Raw genomic sequence first — 20,482 nt, 5'->3', positions numbered from 1 at the left:
TGGACGCTCGGCGGTTGCCCTTGTTGCTGACCAGACCCCCTTACGTATTCACGCCCTGACCCGTTGACACAGTACGTAGCCAGCAATGAAGAGCACGAACAGTTTCGCGGCAATCAAGCCGACGGTCCGCGGCCAGGCAATCAGGAGGCTTTCGGACAGCGGCAGCGGCGCGCTCAACCGGCGCCGTTTGGCGCCATAATCGGGACTCCGGGCCGCGACATGCTCCGGATGTCGCGGCCTGTTCGTAAACTGTACGACCTCGTCGATAGCAGCCCGAGGCCCGAACATGTTGTTGGTGTCCAGCTAAGTACCGGCCACCGAAGAGACCCGAATGCATCTACGGCCAGCAACTCTGCCTCCAGGCGATGGTGTTTTTTTCGAACATTTCGATTTATGGTCGGCAAAGCTCTCCAGATCAAGCGTCACGGGCTAGTGCCGCAAGATCGGTTTCGAGCTTCGGTTGATGCTTGAAGATAGCGTCTATCAACGCCTGCGCCGGTTGCTCGGCGGCCTCAACCAGCGCCGCCTTCTCAGCCCGTGCAGAGGGAGCGAACACTCGCTTGACGACGGTCGGCGAGCCCTTGAGGCCACATTTGGAGACGTCTTCGACACCGGCATCGTGCGCGCTCCATTTCACGACTGGCGCACGCGCGGCACGCAAGGCATCCGCCATAGCGCCCCGCCGAATCTGATTGGTTGCCTCCAGCATGGTGATGAGACAGGGCAGCCTCGTGTGCAGCACCTGGACACCACCTTCGGAGCGTCGTTCCGCTTCAATTGTATGGGCTGCGAGATCTAAGGATCTGACCTTGGCAACGTAGGTTAGCTGCAATACGCCCAGCCGCTTCGCGATGCCGGGCCCGACCTGCGCCGTATCGCCGTCGATGGTCTGCTTGCCGGTGAAGATGAGGTTTGTCGGGCCATATTCCTTACCAATTTTTCGGATGGCTGTCGCTAGCGCATACGTTGTGGCCAGGGTGTCGGAGCCCGCAAAGCAGCGATCGGTGAGCAGTACGGCGCGATCGGCGCCATAGGTCAACGCCTTTCGCAAGGAGTCTTCCGCCGATGGCGGCCCCATTGTAAGGACGGTTATTTCGCCGCCGAATCGATCGCGCAACTCCAGCGCGGCCTCGAGCGCGAAGAGGTCATATGGGTTGATGATGGTCGGCACGCCCTGACGCATGATCGTATTGGTCACGGGGTGCACGCGGATCTGCGCAGAGTCGGGAACCTGTTTGATGCAGACGACATTGTGCACGGAGTTGCTCCAAAAGTTGCGACAGCTGCAAGGAGCACAGCAAGTGTCGTACCAACGCATCCGATTTTCGAATCGACTAGCTACGACAAGCGTTTAGACGGGACCGATGCGCGCCCTAGCCCGGTGTGCTGACGAGCGAACACCGACACCGCGTCGGGGCTGCGACAGCGCTATTCCCCTGGGGGCGTCAACTGATTAACGCTGAGATAGCTTGCGGCAGATTACCGCCGTCAATCACGAGCGGGCGACGGACCGGCTGATCGTGAACGAAGCGCACTTGAAAGCGTCCGGTCCCGCAAGCGAAAAAAAGGCGGCATTTGGCAGCAAACCGCGGTGGCCCGGACGGTTTGGTCCTTGCGTTCAGAACCGTTTGATCTCGATTCCGTATTTCCTTAGCGCGTAGCCAATCTGGCGCGGCGTTAGTCCGAGCAAGCGCGCTGCCTTTGCCTGCACCCAACCAGATCTTTCCATGGCCGCAATGACCCGCTCGCGATCGGCGATTTTCGCGCCACTTACGAGGACTGTGCCGGGAGGTGCCAGTGAGACCAATTCGCTGCCGACAGGCGGGACCGGCGCGGTCGCTTGAGGTAGCGGAGTGATGGATTTCGAAGGCACCGGCGCGATGGGTGCCGGCTGGACTGTCATCTCGTCCGATGTACTTTTCCACAGCATCGCGGAAAGGCACTGGCCGTGGCAGCATGCAAAGTCACTTCTCACGATCGATGATCCGGCGCACAACGTCGCTGTCCGCTCGATGCAGTTTTCGAGTTCGCGGACATTTCCCGGAAAGCCGCAGTTCATCAGTACATCGATCGCACTCGCCTCCAAGGTCAGCGTACGGCCATTCTCGTTGTTGAAATTCCTGAGGAACTCGCTGGCAAGCAGCGGAATATCACTGCGTCTTTCGCGCAGCGGCGGCAACAGCAAGGGAACTACGCTGATGCGATAGTAAAGGTCCGCGCGGAACTCGCTCCTTGCCACGGCCTCTTCAAGGTTTTTGTTGGTCGCAGCTATAACTCGAACATCGACCTTAATAGTCTGGTTGCTGCCGACGCGCTCGAACTCCTGCTCTTGCAGAACGCGCAGCAACTTCGCCTGGAATGGAGCTGAGATCTCGCCGATCTCGTCAAGAAATAACGTTCCTTTGTCAGCAAGTTCGAAGCGTCCCTTGCGCGAGCTAAACGCACCGGTAAAGGCACCTTTCTCATGGCCAAATAATTCGGATTCCAGGACGGTCTCAGGGAGCGCCGCGCAATTCAGCTTAACGAACGGCCGCTTGGCGCGGGACGACGATTCGTGAATGGCCTTGGCTACCAGTTCCTTCCCGGTACCGGATTCGCCACGCAGCAGAACCGTGCTGTTCGATCTCGCTACAACCGCAATCTTCTCGAGCAGCCCGCGCAGCGCCGGACTATCGCCAATGATCCCATGGGCGTGTAGCTTCTTGCGCTCCCGAGCGGGTTGCCTGAGCTCTAATATTTGCTTTTGCAGCCGGTTCTTCTCCGCCATCAGTCGTTCGCGATCGCAGGCGAACAAGCGATGTAACTTCACTGTTTGTCCCACCAGGTTGGCGATCATGGCGAGCAGCCGCGCATCGTAATCCAGCCGGAGACTCGACCTATCGTCCCGGATACGGTCGATCGTCAGCGTACCCACGACCTTCGGATCAATGCGAATCGGAACCCCGATGAACGATACTGGCATATCATCGGAGGCGCCGAGCACTTCCCGGTCGGCAGCGCTGAATGCCGGCTCGGCGGCCACGTTCTCGGCGACAAGAGGCCTGTCTGTCGCAACGATCTGGTCAATTGCCTTCCGCGGCAGGCGCATCCGGTAACGTTCGTCGCTGCCTTCGCTCCAGCCGGCGCCCACTGTAATTTCCGGCATGCCGTCATCGTCGAACAGTGAGACGATGCCGTGTCGCATCTGCACAAACGATTGCAGAAGACCAACAACGTTGGCCAACGTGACTTCGAGCCGACAAGGAGCGGTGAGTATTTTCGATATTTCGAAGATGCAGGTCAGCGCGCTCTCACGCAACGGCTCCCCCGAGAGCTTACGCTCCGGCTCAGGTTGCGAGGCAGGTCTTTCGCGTGAGGACGGGATATGCAGCATGAGGCGGTCTCCTTTGTTTTGATCATCCTCCCAGATACCTTGTTCGGGTTGGCGAGCTTCGTTTTGCATGTCACTCTCGATCTAGCGGCCAAGTGTTGACGAGATGACATAGAACCGTAAGACCTTTTCATGGCACGACGGTAAACTTACAGTGTGCCTTCATTTCATTTTTGCGGATTGTGTGCGCGTCGTCAGCGGAGAACATAAGTACCGCTGCTGCAGCTCAAGTCAGCTGCGTCGCCAAGGCTGGCCGATTCACAGATGTTGCCCACCATTGATCGGCACCTCGGCCCCCGTGACATAGCTCGCCGCATCCGAGCACAGGAAGAAGATGACCTTGGCCACTTCATCCGGGGTTCCCACTCTGCGCAGCGGGATACTTGGCACGAGACGCGCTTCTGTGTCGGGCGATAACATGTCCGTCCTGATTTCGCCGGGCGCGATCGCATTCACGCGAATGCCATGCGGCGCATAATCATGGGCCATTTCGCGTGTGAGGCTCGCAAGCGCAGCTTTCGAGGTCGCATAGGCGCTGCCGGCAAACGGGTGCACCCGCGAGCCCGCGATTGAAGTCACATTCACGATCGATCCTGACGCGGCCCTTAGCTCGTCAAACAAACCCTGCGCCAGCAGGATCGGGGCCACCAGATTGAGATGGAATACCCTCATCCAGGTCTCGGTTGACGTCGTCAACGACGTCATCCGATCGCCAGTGGGCGTTTTCGGCGAGACACCGGCGTTATTCACCAGCGCGTGCAAAGGTGCACCGGCCAAGCGTTTCTTGACCTCGGTGATCGCGCGCGGCAGCATTCGATGATTACTGAGGTCGATCTGGACATGATCCTCATTCCCTGCCTCCCAGGGGCATCGCTCGCCGTCGAACGGTTGGCGCGCGCAAGAAATGATGCGCCAGCCCGCCTCCGAGAACAGCTTGGCAGTGGCATGGCCAATTCCGCGCGATGCCCCGGTCAGCAACATCGCCTTCTGCTCTCCGCGATGAACACGGGCTTTATCGGCGTGAAACAGGCAGCCCAACTGTGTTTCGGGCACCTGGCCTCTGATCAGATCGTCATTTTGTAGATCGAGACCCACGCCCGCCTCCTCTCCTGTTGCGCCGGCGCACGCGTAGCAGGGTTTGTGCCACTGCGATGCCCATAAATCCGCTTCCGTTTTGCGTCCTAATGTCGCGCACACGGAATGCTTGGCGGGTTCAAGACACGATGCGTGTGCTTTGTGACAGTGATGGTGCATCAGCTACGTCATGTCGCGAGCGCACTCGCCTGCGCCGAGACAAGGCTACGAGCCGCGCTCTCTTTCCTGATCGCACAACCGGAAGAGCCAGCGGATGGCCAGCGCCTCTCGTCGAGAGCAACGATCGATCAGGATCGCGACCGCGGCCAGTAGCCACCAACTCGAAAACTGACGTTACCAGCTTCGTACGTTAGATTCGTCGGCAACTGATGCTGACTTCATCGCGCCCTGCTCTGCTGTGTCCAGCACTGGCACATCGCCGGGCGGATTGAATCCGGACTGCGACCTGGTGTGCTGAATGTTCAGCCCAACATAGTGGATCACGAGAGCGCCGTCCGCACCAGCGAGTGCCCGACCACCACGACGGAACTCGCCGGCTGAACGGAGAACCTTTCGATATGTTCATCCGCGATCGACCACCGATTAGCTTCGAGTCGCGGTCCGCCCAAGGCAAAGACGAAGACGTGTTCCACCTGTTTAGCCCGGCGGCAGCACGTTAAGGCCATTGTTGTCGACGTCGAGCTTCAGCGGAAGGCATTCGGCCGCCGCATCGTTCTGTTCTCCGGTGGAAGTCTCACTTTGGGCAGAAATTTGCCGCCCCGAAAAGAACTGCCAGTACTGCTGGATGCAAAGAGCGGCAATCAGATCGATCAAGCGGGCTACGACTTTCATGAAGCCACGAGCTCTTGCGAGGTTTCTTCAATCAGGATCAATCGGCTCGGATCGTTCAAATCGAATTCTATAACGCGTGGGGCAAAGAGACGCGCATAGCGCGTGAAGGCGCTCGTCGGGGGAAAACGGATCACGGTGTCGCAGCGCGCAAGCAGATACATTTCGATGAGGGCGGAAAAGCCACCCTCGGCTCCGAACGCGGCGTTGTGCAATGGGCCGTCCTGAGGCGCCTGGAACCGTTTTGGGATCGTGAAAACATCGGGAAATATAGTCGAAACCTTCTCAAGGACGAGCGCGCTGTCCGTGCACAGGAACGCCCTCACGGGCTTTGGGTGGGGTAAACCCCGGGCCTTATCAATGGCATTACGGACCTGTCGCAAGGCGCGCTCCGGGTCGGCCCAGTAGGGAGCATGCCCCATAATATCCTCGCCGTTGCCATGCCGGACATGAATGCCGATTACGCTGTACGGCTCAAAGTGCTCGCGGTAGATGGCATCAATCCGGGCCTGAATTTCAGGTCGTGGCTTGATGCTCCGAAAGATTTCTCGTTCGGCCTCCTGATCGCAGCGCCACATCAGGCAGGCGTCACACACAACCGTGTTAGCGTCACTATCTTGCTGGCTTTGGAACAGTTGATCGAGCTCGTCGCGTTCTCGGAAAATCTGCTCGTCCGGGCGATAGACGCAATCGATGGATGACTTGTTCCACCATGCCGGGAAGAACGGTCCCGGAAATGAACACTGATTGATCTCGTCGTCGCAAATCACCCGCACGCCGGCAATGTCTTGAACCGGTTCGAAGAAGACTGGAAAGGCATTGGTGAATGGCTCATTGAGATAACAAGATCCTCGCCAATCAATGGCTAGCGTCCGTCCTGTCTGCTTTGCAAAACGCCAGGCTGCCGCCAGTGACCACAGGCAGTCGCCGAATCCCGTACGTCGCCGAGAAACGACGAACCGATCATTGATCGAACCGCTAAGCATCTGCATTGCCTCTTCCCGGGCTCCTGGTTGGATAAGAGACGTCATTGCAGACATCTCACGTATCATCTGGTCCGACGTCATCGTCTGAAATCGCGGTGCCGGCGAGCTGCGTCGGTAGAACTTCATAGCAGCGCTATCCCTGATGTGCCGCGTTCTCTCAACACTTTCCGTGTTTTCCTCAGCGGTGTTGCGTCGCGTACCCAATTTCAGTCGGATGCCCGATGCCATCCTCTGCGTTGGATAGCCTGGCCCCCTCACATGCGGGCATAGGCATGGCCATGCTCATGAGTTCCGACTATGCTTCCCCAGCACTGATGGCGCGAACGGACGATAGCCCTCAAGCCATGCAGCAGCTGCTCTGGCAGGTCGGGTCGCCTCGAGCTATCGCAAAAGAGCATCGTGAGACGGCATCAGTTCACTTTTGGCGTTTTCGCGGAATTTCATGTCAACGCAGCAGTCGGCGCCGCAACAGTACCGTCGACACGAAGAATGGCAATACAGCGTACAAGCAAAGCGCACCGACATGCAGCACAGCGTCGCCGGCGCCGCGCTCAAGCATCACTGGGCGAATGAGGTCGACCGAATGTGCGAGCGGCAGCAAGCCGGCGAAGTGCTGAAAAGAGCCGGGCAGTTGGCTCGTCGGAAAGACCGCGCCACACAGAAACACCATGGGGGTAAGGACGAGCGACTGGTAAAACACGAAGTAATCGTAAGTTGGCGCAAGAGATATGACAACCATTGCCAGGCTGGCGAAGACAAGGCCGGTAAGGGCGACTGTTGGTATCGCACAGAAAATGGACGTCCAGGATGCATAACCCAGCGTGGCAGCGACAATCCCGATTGCTGTCCCGGCCAGAACGGACTTACTAGCCGCCCACACCAATTCACCTAGAACGATATCGCCAAGCGTGAGCTGTGTGAACAGAATCGCCTCCCAGGTGCGCTTGGCATCCATGCGAGCAAAGGCTGCATAAAGAGTTTCAAAGGTCGCAGATGTCATGGCGCTGATCGCGACCATACCCGCTGCCAGAAAAGCGATGTACGAAGTCCCCTCAACCCGTCCCACGATGAGTCCGAGGCCAAAGCCAAGGCCAAACAGATTGGTTATGGGATCTGCGAGGTTGCCGAGAAGCGATGCAAGAGCGACTTTCCTCCATGCCATGAAATTTCGACGCCATACCGCGATCCAGTTGTACGCGTTAGCGGGCATTACCGCCGCATAACCTTCACCCATCGCTCATTTCTCCATCTCGCGCCCGGTCAACCGCAAAAACACGTCTTCGAGATTGGGCGGGCGCTGCAGAACGCGAAGGTCCGCTCGCCCGCGCAGGTGCACCTGTACCTGCCCCGGATATGGCGCATAACAAAAAAGCGTCTCTCCACTCACTTCGATGTGCCGCGCATAAGGCCTGATCAGCTCACGGAGCTGATGTGGATCACCGCCATAGATTTCGATCACGTTGCAGCCGATATGCTCGGCGATCAAGGCGTCTGGCTTGCCTTCGGCGATCTTGCATCCATTCTCAAGCACGCACAGCCGATCGCACAGGCGTTCGGCCTCCTCCATGAAGTGAGTGGTCAAGAGGATCGTCTTGCCACGCGCAAGCAGAACCCGCAGGCGTTCCCAAATCAGGTGGCGTGCATGCGGATCCAGACCAGTCGTCGGCTCGTCCATCACGAGTAGATGTGGATCATTAATCAGGGCACGCGCCAGCGTCAGCCGCCGCTTCATGCCACCGGACAACTCGGAGACGCGCACGTCCGCCTTGCTTTCGAGGCGCGCAAACTCGAGCAGCGAGGGCGCGACTTCCTCGATCTTGCGAGCGCTCATGCCGAAATAGCGGCCAAACACAAGCAGATTCTCTCGCACCGTGAACTCGAGTTCAAGGTTATCGAACTGCGGCACCACGCCGATGCGCACACGCGCCACACGAGCGCGGGAAGGCACAGGCTCATTGAGGACCGTAATCTTGCCTGCGTCCGGCGAAATCATGCCGAGGAGCATACGCGCAATCGTGCTCTTGCCAGCTCCATTTGGCCCAAGTAGGCCGAAGCATTCTCCGCGCGCAACCGAGAACGACAGCTCATTGACGATGATCTTGTCGCCGAATGACTTTCTTACGCCGGCAAGGTCGATTGCTACGGTGGACATAATCACTCTTAGGCTGACAGAAGTCGTTCAGCCGACGAGGGCTTCCTTACGACTGTTTTGGTCCAGAGCAGGCCGTCGCACCACACATGCTCGACACGCCCCCATTGGCAGGCCGCCGCAGCATCCGGGAAGAAACCCCGCCCGTGGAGATTGGCGCTCGTATTGCAGAGCAGCGGAATGCCCGTGAGTTGCTCAAATTCGACGAGAAGCGCGGCGATTTTGTGCGGAGAGTTGCGGGAGATTGTCTGCAGCCGCGCCGAGCCGTCAAGATGGACCACAGCGGGGACCTTGTCGCGCCATTCCGCCCGGGTCTGGTGATCGAACAGCATGTAAGGATCTGGCGTACCTGGGCTGAAAATCTCTGGGGCCCGATCCTCCAGACAAATCGGCGCCACCGGTCGGAAGTGCTCGCGACGCTTGATGTCGTTGAGATGATCTTTCATTGCCGGAGAGGTCGGGGCTGCAAGAATGCTTCTGCCGCCCAACGCCCGCGGCCCAAGCTCGGCGCGCCCGGAAAGGAAGATGATCGGCTTGTTGTCGGCGAGAATCGCCGCAAGTTCACGCAGACTGCACGGCGCGGCCGCCCAGTCCGACGGAAGCTCGCTGTCCTGCAGGGCCGGACCACTGTAGACTGACCATTCCAATGGCCCGAAGCCATTTTGCGCCGCCATGGCACCGCAAGCAGCGCCGATTGCCGAGCCGCTGTCATTCGGAAACGGCGGCACCCAGACATCATCGAACAGTCCGGTCGCACGAAGCGCGCTGTTCCACTTGATATTGAGACCGCAACCTCCGGCGACACATAGATTTCGCGCTCCCGGAAGCGACGAGTGCCGCAGCAGAACCATCGCGATTTCCTTGACAAGAAGACGTTCCAGGAACACATGAAACGACGCGAGGACGTCCTCCGCTCGCTTGGCCGTCAGGCGCAATGCGCTTGCCTCGAAGAAGTCGTGAATAGCTGCAAGAGACGATTCCGCATTGTTGATGTCAGCGCGGTAGCGACGAGCCTGCTCCGTGTCGGCCGCGAAGCGCTTTTCATAGAGCTCCTGAAACACTGCCACGATGCTTTCGTCGACAGAGCCAAGCGCGATGTAAGCCATCAGCTTGCCGGCGATGCCCAAATCCCAACTGGAGCGGTTCGGCTGCCTGTAAGGCCCGAAGTGAAGGCCCGCGGCAGCATAGGCATGGCCGATCATCGGAAACAGGGATCCAATGAGTCGCGCCCCCCGAGGTTCGACATAGTAAAGACGTGGAAAGATGCAGCCGTCCCATACCAGACAGAACGCGGGTTTTCCCGCGCTGGCAAAGGGACTGGTGCTATATGCTGACGCGACGTGGCCCGTGACGTGCGGGTAGCTCTTATATGGGAACACCTTGCCGCCGAGGATCAGACCAAAGCCGTCGACGGAATCAAGAAGGCCCTCAGCATGGCGCTCGACATATGGCGCCCCTTTCAATGAGATCGGCACAGCTCCACTGTTGACATGGAACTGCGACTCGATCTCACCATCCCAGCCATCGATGACGAACTGGTCGATATCCCGCGGATCCAGACCATGCTCCGCCAAGGCGAGCACGACTGCATCGAGGTTGTCGACGGACTGATAGCGTGGACTGTTGCCGCGCTTCTCTTGCTCGGTGCAAAAGACAAGCCGCCCGTCCTCGACGACAGCAATTGCCCCGTCATGTGTTAACTTGATGCCGCAGATGCGCATACGACCCCCTGGCCTAGTGACCGACGTTTGATTGTTCTGACGAGTGACCCGGTTTCTGGAAGCGGACGATCAAGCAGTCTTCGTTGACCGACTCGCTGTGGCAGTGCAGACGCTCGACCTCCGATAGGTTCTCGTTGAAGAGAGCGATCACCGTTTCGGCACCAGCAGCATGACCCCAGCGTTGACATGTGGCATCACGTGCGGACCCGAAAATCAGAGCTCCATTTGGCGCAAGCATACTCACCAGATTGCGGATAGCCGCATGCATCTCGACAATGTCCTTGAGGTAGTAAAGAACCTCGGCCACGACGATCAAATCGAACTGCTCAATGGTCGAGAACCGCTGAATGTCGCAGGTCACCCACGTGATATGTGACCACTTCCTTGTCCGGAGTCGCGCTCGCTCGATCGCCTGCGGCATGACATCGACCACGGTGAGTCGTTTGCATAGCGGCGCTAGCATGTCCGTGAATGCACCGGCTGCACATCCTACTTCGAGGGCATGCGCAACATCTCCGTTGCAACGCGACATCCGGAGCATTTGCGCGTACCGCTCCTGCTCGAACGAACTACTGTCGAGGCGCCATGGATCGTCGACAGCCAACTCTCGCTCTAATAGCTGATGGTTTGTGTCCAGGGTCATGAAACAACCACCTATTTGTAGGCAGTCGAACGATCGCGACCGCAAACACTCTCCGTCGCTGTCAGGCTCGATGGACCGTGCGAAAACCCCGCCTTACGAATTGTACAAGACATTCCCCCTATACTTGCAGCACTTCCTCCAGCGTTCGGGTGCAGGATGACAGACTGCTTTTCCCCTTCGGCCGGCACATTGGCGACCTTGCGCGATAGCCAATCGCTGTTGCTCAATGTACAAAGCGCATAAGCCTTCAAAGGAAGTAAGAGAAAGATATTGATCGGTGTGTGGAGCGAGAAGCCGAGAAACCGCAGTTCGCGAGCACGAAGGGCTGCCACACTGCACCGGACCATTGTCATTGCTGCAATCGTCAATCCCGTCCACCAGGGTACAGAGCCGCCGATTAGGAACTGCGCGAGCGCAGCCAGGGATGAAAGGGCGAGAAGCAACGGGCCGAGATTTTGCCCGATAACGTCTAGCGTCAGATAGCCATCGAGCTCTGGCAGCAGGCGTAATGCAAGAAACGTGTCCCGAAAGGTACTGCGCGCCCAGCGGAGTTGCTGACGCAGATATGGCCCAAGACTGTCCGGGACGACTGTTGCTGCGATTGCGTCCGGGACGTATTCGGTTCGAAACCCCGCCTTGAGCATGAGGATCGTTAGATGGCGATCCTCGCCGAAATCGCTCGGCTTCCCACGAAAGAATTGCGCTTCGTATTGATCAAGCAGCAAGGCGAGCGCGGAGCGACGATACATAGCACATGGGCCGCAGCAGCACATGACGGCACCGAAACGAGCCTGTGCCGCGCGCTCCTCGTTGCACGCCAACCAGTATTCCATATCGATCAGCCTGGTCAGCCAGGTTTCGCTGCGATTGCTCGCTATCAACTGACCCATGGCCGCACCGACTTGCGGGTCATGCATCTTCAATACAAGCTTCGTGACAACGTCAGCAGCAAGTATCGTATCCGAGTCCACGTTGAGCACCAGGTCCCCGGATGAGCTGCGTATTGCAGCGATCTGCGCCTTGCGCTTCCCAACGTTCTTTGCCAGCAAGAGGATGCTGAATCTCGGATCGTTTGCATAGATCTTGTGTACAGGCGCGACAACGTCGCGATTTGCAGATCCGTCGTCGACCACATAGACTTGTAGCTTTCCGGCATAGTCTTGATTCGCAAGCGACTCCAGACATTCGGCGAGCGTGTTTGGATCCTCGTTGAAGCACGGCACGATGACGTCCACAGTGGGAAGGACCACCTCGGATTGTACCGGCTTGTCCTGCAGCGATGAGTTAATCGTCGGCTGGGCATAAAGCGCTTGCGCGCTTTTGTAGATAGTCGAGAGCAGCGCATAAGACGAAACGGCGACAGCGCTGGTTGTAGCGAGCAGGTCCATAGGGTCTCAGTTTTTGTTCAGTGAAGTTGAGGAAGTGGACGGATTACAAACCCGCGCCGTTGTAATGCCGGAATCAGATATGACAGCGCCATCGTGGTCTGATCACGCAGCGTGGCATCAGTGCACAGTCTCTCCTCATCGGGAGGATATCCGTCGTGCAGGAGCACGATTGCACCCGGGCGAACGCTCGCCAGTACTGAATTCACAATTCTATCGACCCCGGGGCGGGACCAATCTCTCGGATCGACCGACCAGTGCACAGCTGTGAGACCAGCGCTCGCTGACATAGCGAGCACCTCTTGTGTCCATATGCCGTAAGGTGCTCGCATGTGCCTGGGCGAGGCCTGTGGGCACGCCAAACGGATCGCCTCGCTCGCCGTCAGCACTTCATCGTGCACCTCCGCAGGTCCGCATCTGGATAGATCTGGATGCGTCATCGTGTGGTTCGCAACCTCATGCCCTTCCGCAATCATTCGTCGAATGAGTTCAGGTTGGTCGGCCGCGTACGTGCCGATCACGAAGAACGTCGCCGGAACCCGATGTTGCGCCAGCACATCGAGCACCTCTGGCGTGCAAAATGGATTTGGCCCATCGTCAAAGGTCAAATAGACAGGGCGACTTCCGCTCACGTCAGCGTAGTCGCAGCGGACAGCAGATAGGGGGAAAAGCGCTTTCACAGCTCAGGCCCGTTCCGATCGATGATCGTCCCTGCCGGCCACTCGCTTATCGAGCGTCCAACCGGGAAAACGACCACGATCACGTCTTCGATGCGGATCGGTGACAAACTGGGATAGACATCCGGATGCGTGGAGCGGACGCGAATGCCAGACATGAGGGTGGCGAGCCCCTGCCTTTGGACCAGTCGGGTCATATGTTTCTCAAGCGCAGGCCGAACCGTACCGAAGCCGAATGGAACCCCAAGCTCCTGCAGTATCGGATACGTCACGCGCATTGCGTGGCTGATTCCCAGCCCTTCGAGATCCGGACGCACCGCATATAACCCCAGTTCGGCAACGAGTAGATCGACCCCGCCAATCTTGATGAAGCGGCGTAGTAGCCCGACATGAGCGGCTACCCCGCGCGCGTCGTAACCGATAATGCGGACCTCAGGCCTCGCCCCGGCCCAACTTCGGTTGCCCTCAAATGGCTGCGCATTGAACGCACCGGTCGGCCCGTAACTCTTGCGGAAGAACTCGGCGAGTTCGGCATGATCGGTGAGCTGCAATTCGTTTTCCCAGCGACGGCTCCACTGCACTTGAGCGCGTGCAGAAGGAGCTTCCGCAGTCCGGGATACGGCAATGTTCATGGCGGGCTTCCTTGCGCCAGTGGAATTAAGAGCGGAGGTGGTCACGTGAACTCGCTACCCGCCAAAGCGCCGATCCACACTGAAATGCGCTGCCATGCCCCGTCGGAGCTCGGCACCCCTCGCCTGCACCGCGCCTCGCGCCTTCTCTCGCGATGAAGCGATCGCATGGTTCGCGTCGTCACCCGACCAATGCCCTGCGCGCGATAGGCCGGAAGATGCCGACGAAGCGATTCGGCTAGCCAGAATCTGTCTGCACCACCGAAGTTTTCCGCCTCGTCCAGCATCGCGGTCGACGTTTTGACGTCTGAAGGCAGGCCATCGATGCGCGGGGCCTCATCGATGGCGCATCGGAGCGGCATCAGATCAAACTGGTTCTTATGCATCTTCGACACGCCCTGAATGCGGTGAACAGGCGAGCCATTTGGAGACTCGCCTGAAATGCTTGGCATCCGCAATCTGCGCCTGCCGCTATTTCGCGACACTAGAATGAGGCTGAACGCGCTCTCAAGTGTACGCGAGTAAACCTCCAATATGGAAACGGATGGAATACGCAAACCAAGGTTTATCGGGATCCGCCTGGTGTCCCATTGAGCGAGCTTCGCGCTGAGAAGAATCGACGCGGCTCGCACGGCGCGCCCATAGCCGCCCTCGAAACGGATGCGGCGTGCTGCTCGCACGTCCAGAAGTTTTTCTCTGAGCCCGCGGGAGCGACCAGCAGCCATCGTGGTATGCCTGATTACTTTTCCAAACTGATGTTTGCTATCCAACATCCCGCAGTTTGGTAAAATCGATTGTTTCGATAGAACACATCCACACGATGGATAGACTCACAACATGCGGTTCAAGGGACTTGATCTAAATCTTCTCGTTGCGCTCGATGCTCTGATGACGGAGCGCAACCTCACAGCGGCGGCGCGCAAAATTAACCTGAGCCAGCCCGCTATGAGCGCTGCGATCGCGCGGCTGCGCACCTATTTCCGCGATGAACTATTTACCATGAGAGGTCGCGAGCTCGTCCCGACACCTGGCGCGGAGGCGCTTGCAGGTCCGGTTCGCGAGGCCCTGCTGCACATCCAACTCTCGATCATATCACGGGACGCATTCGACCCGACTCAGTCGAGCCGACGCTTCAGGGTCATTCTCTCCGACTTCATGACAATCGTCTTTTTTCGGAGAATCGTGGACCGTGTTGCGCAGGAAGCTCCCGCGGTGCGGTTCGAATTGCTGCCCTTTTCCGATGAACCCGATGAGCTGCTCCGCCGCGGCGAGGTCGACTTTCTCATTCTGCCGGAATTGTTCATGTCGAGCGCGCACCCTAAGGCGACGCTGTTCGAGGAGACCCTCGTATGCGTGGGATGCCGCGCGAACAAGCAGCTATCGCGGCAGCTTACGTTCGAAAAATACATTTCGATGGGGCATGTTACGGCCAAGTTCGGACGAGCCCTGAGACCAAACCTAGAAGAATGGTTTTTGCTTGAGCACGGCCTCAAGAGACGCATTGAAGTCGTTGTGCAGGGCTTTAGCCTGATTCCGCCCATATTGTTGGACACGGGCCGGATCGGCACGATGCCCTTACGGCTCGCCAGACACTTCGAAAAGCGGATGCCACTGCGGATCGTCGAGCCACCGCTTCCCCTGCCCACATTCACCGAGGCTTTGCAGTGGCCTGCGTTTCACAATACCGACCCGGCGAGCATTTGGATGCGGCGGATATTGCTGGAGGAGGCGTCCAACATGGCATCTGGGCATCAGGAGCCTCCAACTCGCCGGCGCTGCTAGGCTCGCCATAAGCCGCGCTCGGAACGTTTCAAATACGCTATAACTCCTTCGACGTGCTCGGCCCCTTTCGTCACTTCAACGTCTCTGGGGCGAAGCTGCCAGAGACCGCCTCGATGCGGCGATCGGTCGCAAAGACTTGCCGAGTTGTGAGCGTGGTGACCTCGCAGGTGTGGTCGGATGCGCTTGCACTGCAAACAGGTGAGGCCAGGCACTACGCGGCAGAACACGCCTCCTCCAGCACAATAATGTTTAGCTTGCCCGATAAAACCGCTTGAACCGCACACTGCGTCAGGTTGTAGGTTAATCGCCGTGACTAACGCTGCGCTACGCGGCCGTCGACGGGGCGCCTTGGCGAACTCACGGCGCTGGCCGGACACTGGGGTTGATCTGCCATTAACGAACTGACCGGGCCTGCCGGAAGCGGCGAGACCGATCAGCTTCGGGACTCCTGACGGTTTCCGGCCGCTGCTGATCGGCCTACCGCGTTGCTCTCCATTCTTGCGGTCACTTCGCGAGCGTCTTTACGCGATCGCACGATGGAACAGAAGTCCATTCGGCGAGCCAATAGGACCGCTTCAGACGCAGCCGTCGCCGCTCGTCGTATGCGCTGCAAGGACGTTTGTGCCGGATAAGAAGAATGCGTTTCAAAGGTCTAGATCTAAATCTTCTCGTCGCACTGGATGCTCTAATGACCGAGCGCAACCTCACCGCAGCGGCACGCAAGATTAACCTCAGTCAGCCGGCCATGAGCGCAGCCGTTGCCCGGCTGCGCTCCTATTTCCGTGATGAGCTGTTTGGGATGAGGGGGCGGGAACTTGTCCCGACCTCACGCGCGGAAGGACTCGCAGCTCCTGTGCGCGAGGCTCTAATGCACATTGAGCTCTCAATTATGGCGCGGGACGTGTTCGACCCAGCTCGATCGAATCGGCGATTCCGGATCGGCCTTTCTGATTTCATAACAGTCGTATTCTTCCGAAATGTCGTGGAGCGCGTCGCGCGAGAAGCACCCGCCGTCAGCTTCGAACTTGTGGCGCTCACCGATGAGCACGATGAGCTTCTCCGCCGCGGCGAAGTCGATTTTGTTATCCTGCCGGAATTATTCATGTCCAGCGCGCACCCCAGGGCGGCCCTATTCGAGGAGAGACTCGTCTGCGTAGGCTGCTGCACGAACAGCCACCTACTGCCGCGGCTTACATTTGATCGGTATATGTCGATGGGCCACGTTGCGGTTAAGCTCGGAGCTGCGCGCAAGACGCCGATCGAGGAATCCTTTTTACTCGATCTCGGCCTCAATCGGCGCATCGACATTCTCGTGCAGAGCTTCAGCATGATCCCGCCCCTGCTGGTAGACACGAACCGCATAGGGACGATGCCATTAGGGCTCGTAAAGCATTTCCAAAGAACGATGCCCCTTCGGATTGCCGAGCTTCCGCAGCCATTCCCCGCCTTCACTGAGGCAGTCCAATGGCCCGTGCTTCACAACAGCGACCCGGAAAGCCTCTGGATGCGAGAGATATTGTTGCAGGAGGCCACCCGCATGGCAACTGCACAAGAGCCCTCCATCATCTGCACTTCGGAACGAGCGGATACTGCCGGAGATTTCGCACGATCTGTCTCGCCTTTGTCGTAAGGACGTTCGCAACGGCTGCGAACCTCATGTCTCAACGCACACAATTCAGGCTCGCTCGCTCGAACTCATTGTCGCTGGATATAGGTCCTCGCAGCGGACGGCTATCATGACGACGTTGTGTCGCTCTTTCGCATGTTGGCATTAGGCTCGACATGCGAGCGGCGGCTCAGACTGTTGGCCTGGTTTTAGAGACAGGGACGGAGCGACGCGTTCACTGCCAAGCCAGGCCTTGCGTTGCAACCCCGGCCGCCGTGCGCACCTGGCTCGATACAGCTAGGATCGGCACGGGGACTGTCGTCGTCAACTCTCCGAATCAGTAGTGGCTCCCGATGAGGGAGACGATTCGGCTGCTTCGGAGTCGTACCACCATCCACAGTGAGCGTGGTGGTCATCGATCATGCATATGACCACGATCTCTTGCGCTGTCGAAGCAAGCAACTCGCACGCGTGTTGCCCTGTCGCATCACCCTGGAGTACATCGCACCCTCGTCGCTGTGCGCCGCCGGTCTGACTTCTTTTGGCCCTACCGCAGCCAAACGTCTTGACGACGTGCGCTGCCCTGACGCAACGACAAACAAGGAGCTGACGTTGGAGCAATGCAGCGGGGTGTTCGATCCGGAAGCGTCCTGGGAAGCCTTTATGATGGCGCGGTCACTGCGCTACCCCCATCGATGCGAAATCCGGAAAATCGCACAGCAATCGCCAAACTCATCCTGGAGCGTACCGCGGCTGGCAGTGGCATGCCTGACGAACTTGTTGATCACCATTTCCTCTCAGGGTTGATCCCCCGGCATTCTGAGGATAGTCACCATTCTCGCGCTGGAATGGAAGACGATCCAGCTAGAGCTTTGAAATAGCTTGAATCATACGTGACGTCAGGTTGTAGGCTTTAAATTGAACAACATGAGCAAAGCTACACCACGAAGGCGTCGATGGCGCATTGGCGAACTTGCAGAGGCGACCGGAGTAACGGTACGCACGCTGCATCATTATGAACACACGGGGCTCCTAGCAGCCTCAGAGCGTACTGACGGCGGCCACCGGATGTACGACCGTGAAAGCGTGCAGCGGGTTCACCAGATTCGCGCGCTACGTGAGCTTGGCTTCTCCCTTGTCGAGATCCGCAAAGCTATGGAGGGCTCGACCTCACTCATCGACCTGCTGCGCAAACATCTAGAGCGGATAGAACTTCAAGTCGCTCGAGCAACTCTGCTGCGCGACCGTTTGCGCAACATGACCATCGACAGCGAGAGCCAGGTCAGTGTGGATGAGCTGCCTGCCACCCTGAATGCGATGTCGCGGGTCGAGACGCGTAGTCAGACGTCCCGATGCACCTGCAAGTCAGCTGCAGATCGCGAGGAGCGGTGGCGGCGGATCCGCGACGACCTGCGTGATTGTATGGATCGGGGCGAGCACCCTTGCGGCGAGCGGGCAAAGGCCGTCGCAACTGCAGCACGCTTGCTGATCAGCGAAATCGCCGGGGCCGATTCACGCGTTTCGATGATTCTGAAGGTACTTGCACGATTAAGCGCCCCCCGTAGTCTGGCTGGTTGGGATCCCTGCCTCATGCAATATCTCGATCTCGCCCTTGGCGGGTTGGAGGATCAGCCGGACTGATGTCCTCATGGCTGGCTCCGCACAGGATTGCCGATCGGCCTTGGCAAGCTGAAAAAGCGATGACGCTTGGTTGATCGGCGGCTCTGATGCGGGTCGACAGTTTTACGGTCACTTGACAGATCGTCATCGCCTCTCCGACCTGCGCTCCCTGACGCATTGATCGAGGCTCCCTTCAGAAGGGGCTTGAACCGCACGTAACGTCAAATTGTAGGCTCTACCGTGGTCGCATCTGGCCGACTTAACGCACGCTTCGCTTGGCAGGCGGCTTCGACCTGCAGGCACGTCTGATCACAGCTGCTTGCGGTTCACTTCAGGTGAGCATTGGGAGCTCTACAATGTTAAATGGGCGTTACGCTTCTGCTGCGAGTGCAGCGCTTCTCTTCTGCGCCCTCGCCTCGGCTGCGCGCGGCTCCGAGGTCAATATTGCCGTGGCTGGCCCAATGAGCGGAAGCAGCGCTGCGTTCGGCGCGCAAATGCGCGTTGGTGCGGCTGCGGCGGTCGAGGCATTGAATGCTTCGGGCCTACTTCCCGATACCAAGGTGATATTGAGTGTCGCCGACGATGCCTGCGACCCGAAGCAAGCTGTCGCGGTCGCGAATAAGCTCACAACAGAGCGGGTTCGGTTGGTCGTTGGCCATTTTTGTTCCTCTTCGTCGATCCCGGCCTCCGACATCTACGCCGAAGCAGGCATCGTTCAGCTGTCACCTGGCTCGTCCAATCCTCAGCTAACAGAGCGCGGCCTTGAGACTGTCTTTCGGATCTGCGGCCGCGACGACCAACAGGGCACCGTTGCCGCTGAGTACATTCACAGGAACTATCCTAACCACAAGATCGCGGTGCTCGACGACAAGAGCACTGCAGGCAAGGGTATTGCCGACGTGGTTGAGGCACAGCTTCAGGGATTCGGTGAACAAGTCATTCGGCAAAGCTATGTAGCCGGTGAAAAGGATTACAGGGCGCTGGTCTCAAGAATGAAGAAGGATCGGGTGCGCGTTGCCTATATCGGCGGCTATCATACCGAAATCGGATTGTTTGTACGCCAGGCATCAGAAGCAGGAGCGGGACTCATCGTCATGGCGAACGATCCGTTGATGACCTCTGAATTCTGGGCCATTACCAGCAGCGCTGGGAATGACACATTGTTTACCTTCATGCCGGACCCCGCCAGGAATGCCAATGCGGCCGGCGTGGTAGCCGGACTCCAAGCTTCCAACCTGTCCCCTGAAGGCTACACGCTTTACGCCTATGCAGCCGTGCAAGCATGGGCAGAAGCGGTGAACCGGACCGGCTCCTTCAATGCTGCGCGCGTCGCCAGTGCACTTCGTTCACGGCCGATCGACACCGTGATTGGCCCAGTCCGGTTCGATACAAAGGGAGACAACGCGGCTCCTGGTTTTCTGGTTTACCGCTGGCGCGACGGCCGTGTTGAAACTGTCCAGCAGAACTGATCGGCATCAACGCCGTCTCCCCAAACTCAAAGTGACACGGATGATGAGACGCCCTCATGACGTTGGAGCAGCGATACTCGCAAGCTCTCTTATACTTGCAGCTTTTGGAGCGTTTTTAGCGTTCGCTGCAGCGCTCGCAGACCTACCCGATGTCGACCTGAAGGAGGCGCTACGTCTGACGATAGACAAATAGTAGCCGTACCGAGCTGATCTGGCAGGCAGGCACAGCATTTCTGAAGCGGCCATCTACAATTGTGCCAGGTTTGGCGGCATGGACGTTTCTGCGGCCAAGCGGTTGAAGGCCCAGGAAGAGGAGAACGCCAAGCTATCGATGCTTCTGGTCGAGCACATGCTTGGTGTGGAGGCGCTTCGCCAGTCAAAGTAACGGCCGGGCCGCCATCTGCGCATTCTCGTGAGCCAATCACACCGTGCAATCAGATCCACGCACCCAAAAGGAAACGCCCTAAGCGGTCAAATGACGAACGAGACCTCTTTGAGCGCGACGGCATGAAGCAACCAGGA

Annotated in this window: 18 protein-coding genes and 1 pseudogene; 6 read left to right on the top strand and 13 right to left on the bottom strand. The window is 58.4% G+C overall.

Translation table 11 applies throughout. The features are described from left to right. Window positions 1-415: 415 nt before the first annotated feature. The 13 genes from BLV07_RS14335 to BLV07_RS14275 all read right to left on the bottom strand — a co-directional run bounded on the left by BLV07_RS14335 (window position 416) and on the right by BLV07_RS14275 (window position 14,208). Window positions 416-1,258 (bottom strand): electron transfer flavoprotein subunit beta/FixA family protein, encoded by an 843-nt coding sequence (locus BLV07_RS14335; protein ID WP_091886411.1) that lies wholly within the window; start codon window positions 1,256-1,258, stop codon window positions 416-418. Between the two features lie 360 nt (window positions 1,259-1,618). Then, window positions 1,619-3,442 carry a nif-specific transcriptional activator NifA gene (nifA, locus tag BLV07_RS14330; RefSeq protein ID WP_091886408.1) on the bottom strand — a complete coding sequence of 608 codons (1,824 nt, stop codon included), beginning with the start codon at window positions 3,440-3,442 and terminating at the stop codon, window positions 1,619-1,621. A gap of 186 nt (window positions 3,443-3,628) precedes the next feature. Further along, entirely contained in the window at window positions 3,629-4,465 is an 837-nt protein-coding gene (locus BLV07_RS14325) for an SDR family NAD(P)-dependent oxidoreductase (RefSeq protein ID WP_091886405.1), read from the bottom strand. 636 nt (window positions 4,466-5,101) lie between these two features. Continuing rightward, on the bottom strand, window positions 5,102-5,296 hold the full coding sequence (locus BLV07_RS14320; protein ID WP_091886402.1) for a hypothetical protein: 195 nt from the start codon (window positions 5,294-5,296) through the stop codon (window positions 5,102-5,104). Further along, the gene (locus tag BLV07_RS14315) at window positions 5,293-6,405 is read right to left on the bottom strand and encodes a nodulation protein NodZ (RefSeq protein WP_091886398.1); all 1,113 of its coding nucleotides are present in this window, start codon (window positions 6,403-6,405) and stop codon (window positions 5,293-5,295) included. The genes BLV07_RS14320 and BLV07_RS14315 overlap by 4 nt, the downstream gene beginning before the upstream one ends. Window positions 6,406-6,724: 319 nt before the next feature. Beyond that, a complete protein-coding gene (locus BLV07_RS14310) occupies window positions 6,725-7,513 on the bottom strand; it encodes an ABC transporter permease (protein ID WP_091886394.1) in 789 nt (262 codons plus the stop codon). A 3-nt stretch (window positions 7,514-7,516) separates the two neighbouring features. Next, window positions 7,517-8,437, bottom strand: coding sequence for a nodulation factor ABC transporter ATP-binding protein NodI (gene nodI / locus BLV07_RS14305; RefSeq protein ID WP_176945527.1), 921 nt, complete (start codon window positions 8,435-8,437; stop codon window positions 7,517-7,519). 2 nt (window positions 8,438-8,439) lie between these two features. Then, window positions 8,440-10,149, bottom strand: coding sequence for a nodulation protein NodU (nodU, locus tag BLV07_RS14300; protein ID WP_091886388.1), 1,710 nt, complete (start codon window positions 10,147-10,149; stop codon window positions 8,440-8,442). 13 nt (window positions 10,150-10,162) lie between these two features. Next, the gene (gene nodS / locus BLV07_RS14295) at window positions 10,163-10,792 is read right to left on the bottom strand and encodes a nodulation methyltransferase NodS (RefSeq protein ID WP_091886383.1); all 630 of its coding nucleotides are present in this window, start codon (window positions 10,790-10,792) and stop codon (window positions 10,163-10,165) included. A gap of 11 nt (window positions 10,793-10,803) precedes the next feature. Then, entirely contained in the window at window positions 10,804-12,180 is a 1,377-nt protein-coding gene (nodC, locus tag BLV07_RS14290) for a chitooligosaccharide synthase NodC (protein ID WP_143035421.1), read from the bottom strand. A gap of 17 nt (window positions 12,181-12,197) precedes the next feature. Then, window positions 12,198-12,857, bottom strand: coding sequence for a chitooligosaccharide deacetylase NodB (gene nodB / locus BLV07_RS14285; RefSeq protein WP_091886379.1), 660 nt, complete (start codon window positions 12,855-12,857; stop codon window positions 12,198-12,200). Continuing rightward, complete coding sequence (locus BLV07_RS14280) at window positions 12,854-13,486, bottom strand: NodA family N-acyltransferase (RefSeq protein ID WP_091886376.1); 633 nt, start codon at window positions 13,484-13,486, stop codon at window positions 12,854-12,856. Before BLV07_RS14280 ends, nodB begins: the two co-directional genes overlap by 4 nt. A gap of 41 nt (window positions 13,487-13,527) precedes the next feature. Next, window positions 13,528-14,208 carry a hypothetical protein gene (locus BLV07_RS14275; protein ID WP_091886538.1) on the bottom strand — a complete coding sequence of 227 codons (681 nt, stop codon included), beginning with the start codon at window positions 14,206-14,208 and terminating at the stop codon, window positions 13,528-13,530. A 112-nt stretch (window positions 14,209-14,320) separates the two neighbouring features. On the opposite strand from BLV07_RS14275, the gene nodD1 reads away from it, so the two are divergent. The 6 genes and pseudogenes from nodD1 to BLV07_RS48800 all read left to right on the top strand — a co-directional run. After that, window positions 14,321-15,265 carry a transcriptional regulator NodD1 gene (nodD1, locus tag BLV07_RS14270; protein ID WP_091886373.1) on the top strand — a complete coding sequence of 315 codons (945 nt, stop codon included), beginning with the start codon at window positions 14,321-14,323 and terminating at the stop codon, window positions 15,263-15,265. A gap of 637 nt (window positions 15,266-15,902) precedes the next feature. Beyond that, on the top strand, window positions 15,903-16,895 hold the full coding sequence (gene nodD2, locus BLV07_RS14265) for a transcriptional regulator NodD2 (RefSeq protein ID WP_091886369.1): 993 nt from the start codon (window positions 15,903-15,905) through the stop codon (window positions 16,893-16,895). 381 nt (window positions 16,896-17,276) lie between these two features. Then, entirely contained in the window at window positions 17,277-17,678 is a 402-nt protein-coding gene (locus tag BLV07_RS48805) for a hypothetical protein (protein ID WP_244551106.1), read from the top strand. Between the two features lie 120 nt (window positions 17,679-17,798). Beyond that, window positions 17,799-18,512, top strand: coding sequence for a MerR family transcriptional regulator (locus BLV07_RS14255; RefSeq protein ID WP_176945535.1), 714 nt, complete (start codon window positions 17,799-17,801; stop codon window positions 18,510-18,512). A 335-nt stretch (window positions 18,513-18,847) separates the two neighbouring features. Next, complete coding sequence (locus BLV07_RS14250) at window positions 18,848-19,960, top strand: branched-chain amino acid ABC transporter substrate-binding protein (protein WP_091886366.1); 1,113 nt, start codon at window positions 18,848-18,850, stop codon at window positions 19,958-19,960. A 205-nt stretch (window positions 19,961-20,165) separates the two neighbouring features. Continuing rightward, window positions 20,166-20,336, top strand: a pseudogene (locus tag BLV07_RS48800) (IS3 family transposase); the annotation flags it as partial. Window positions 20,337-20,482: the final 146 nt, after the last annotated feature.

Origin of the sequence: Bradyrhizobium sp. Rc2d (genome assembly GCF_900099855.1) — a bacterium.
Taxonomy (GTDB): Bacteria; Pseudomonadota; Alphaproteobacteria; order Rhizobiales; family Xanthobacteraceae; genus Bradyrhizobium.
Note: the sequence above shows the minus strand (reverse complement) of the source record. Positions and strands in the feature narration are given on the sequence as shown.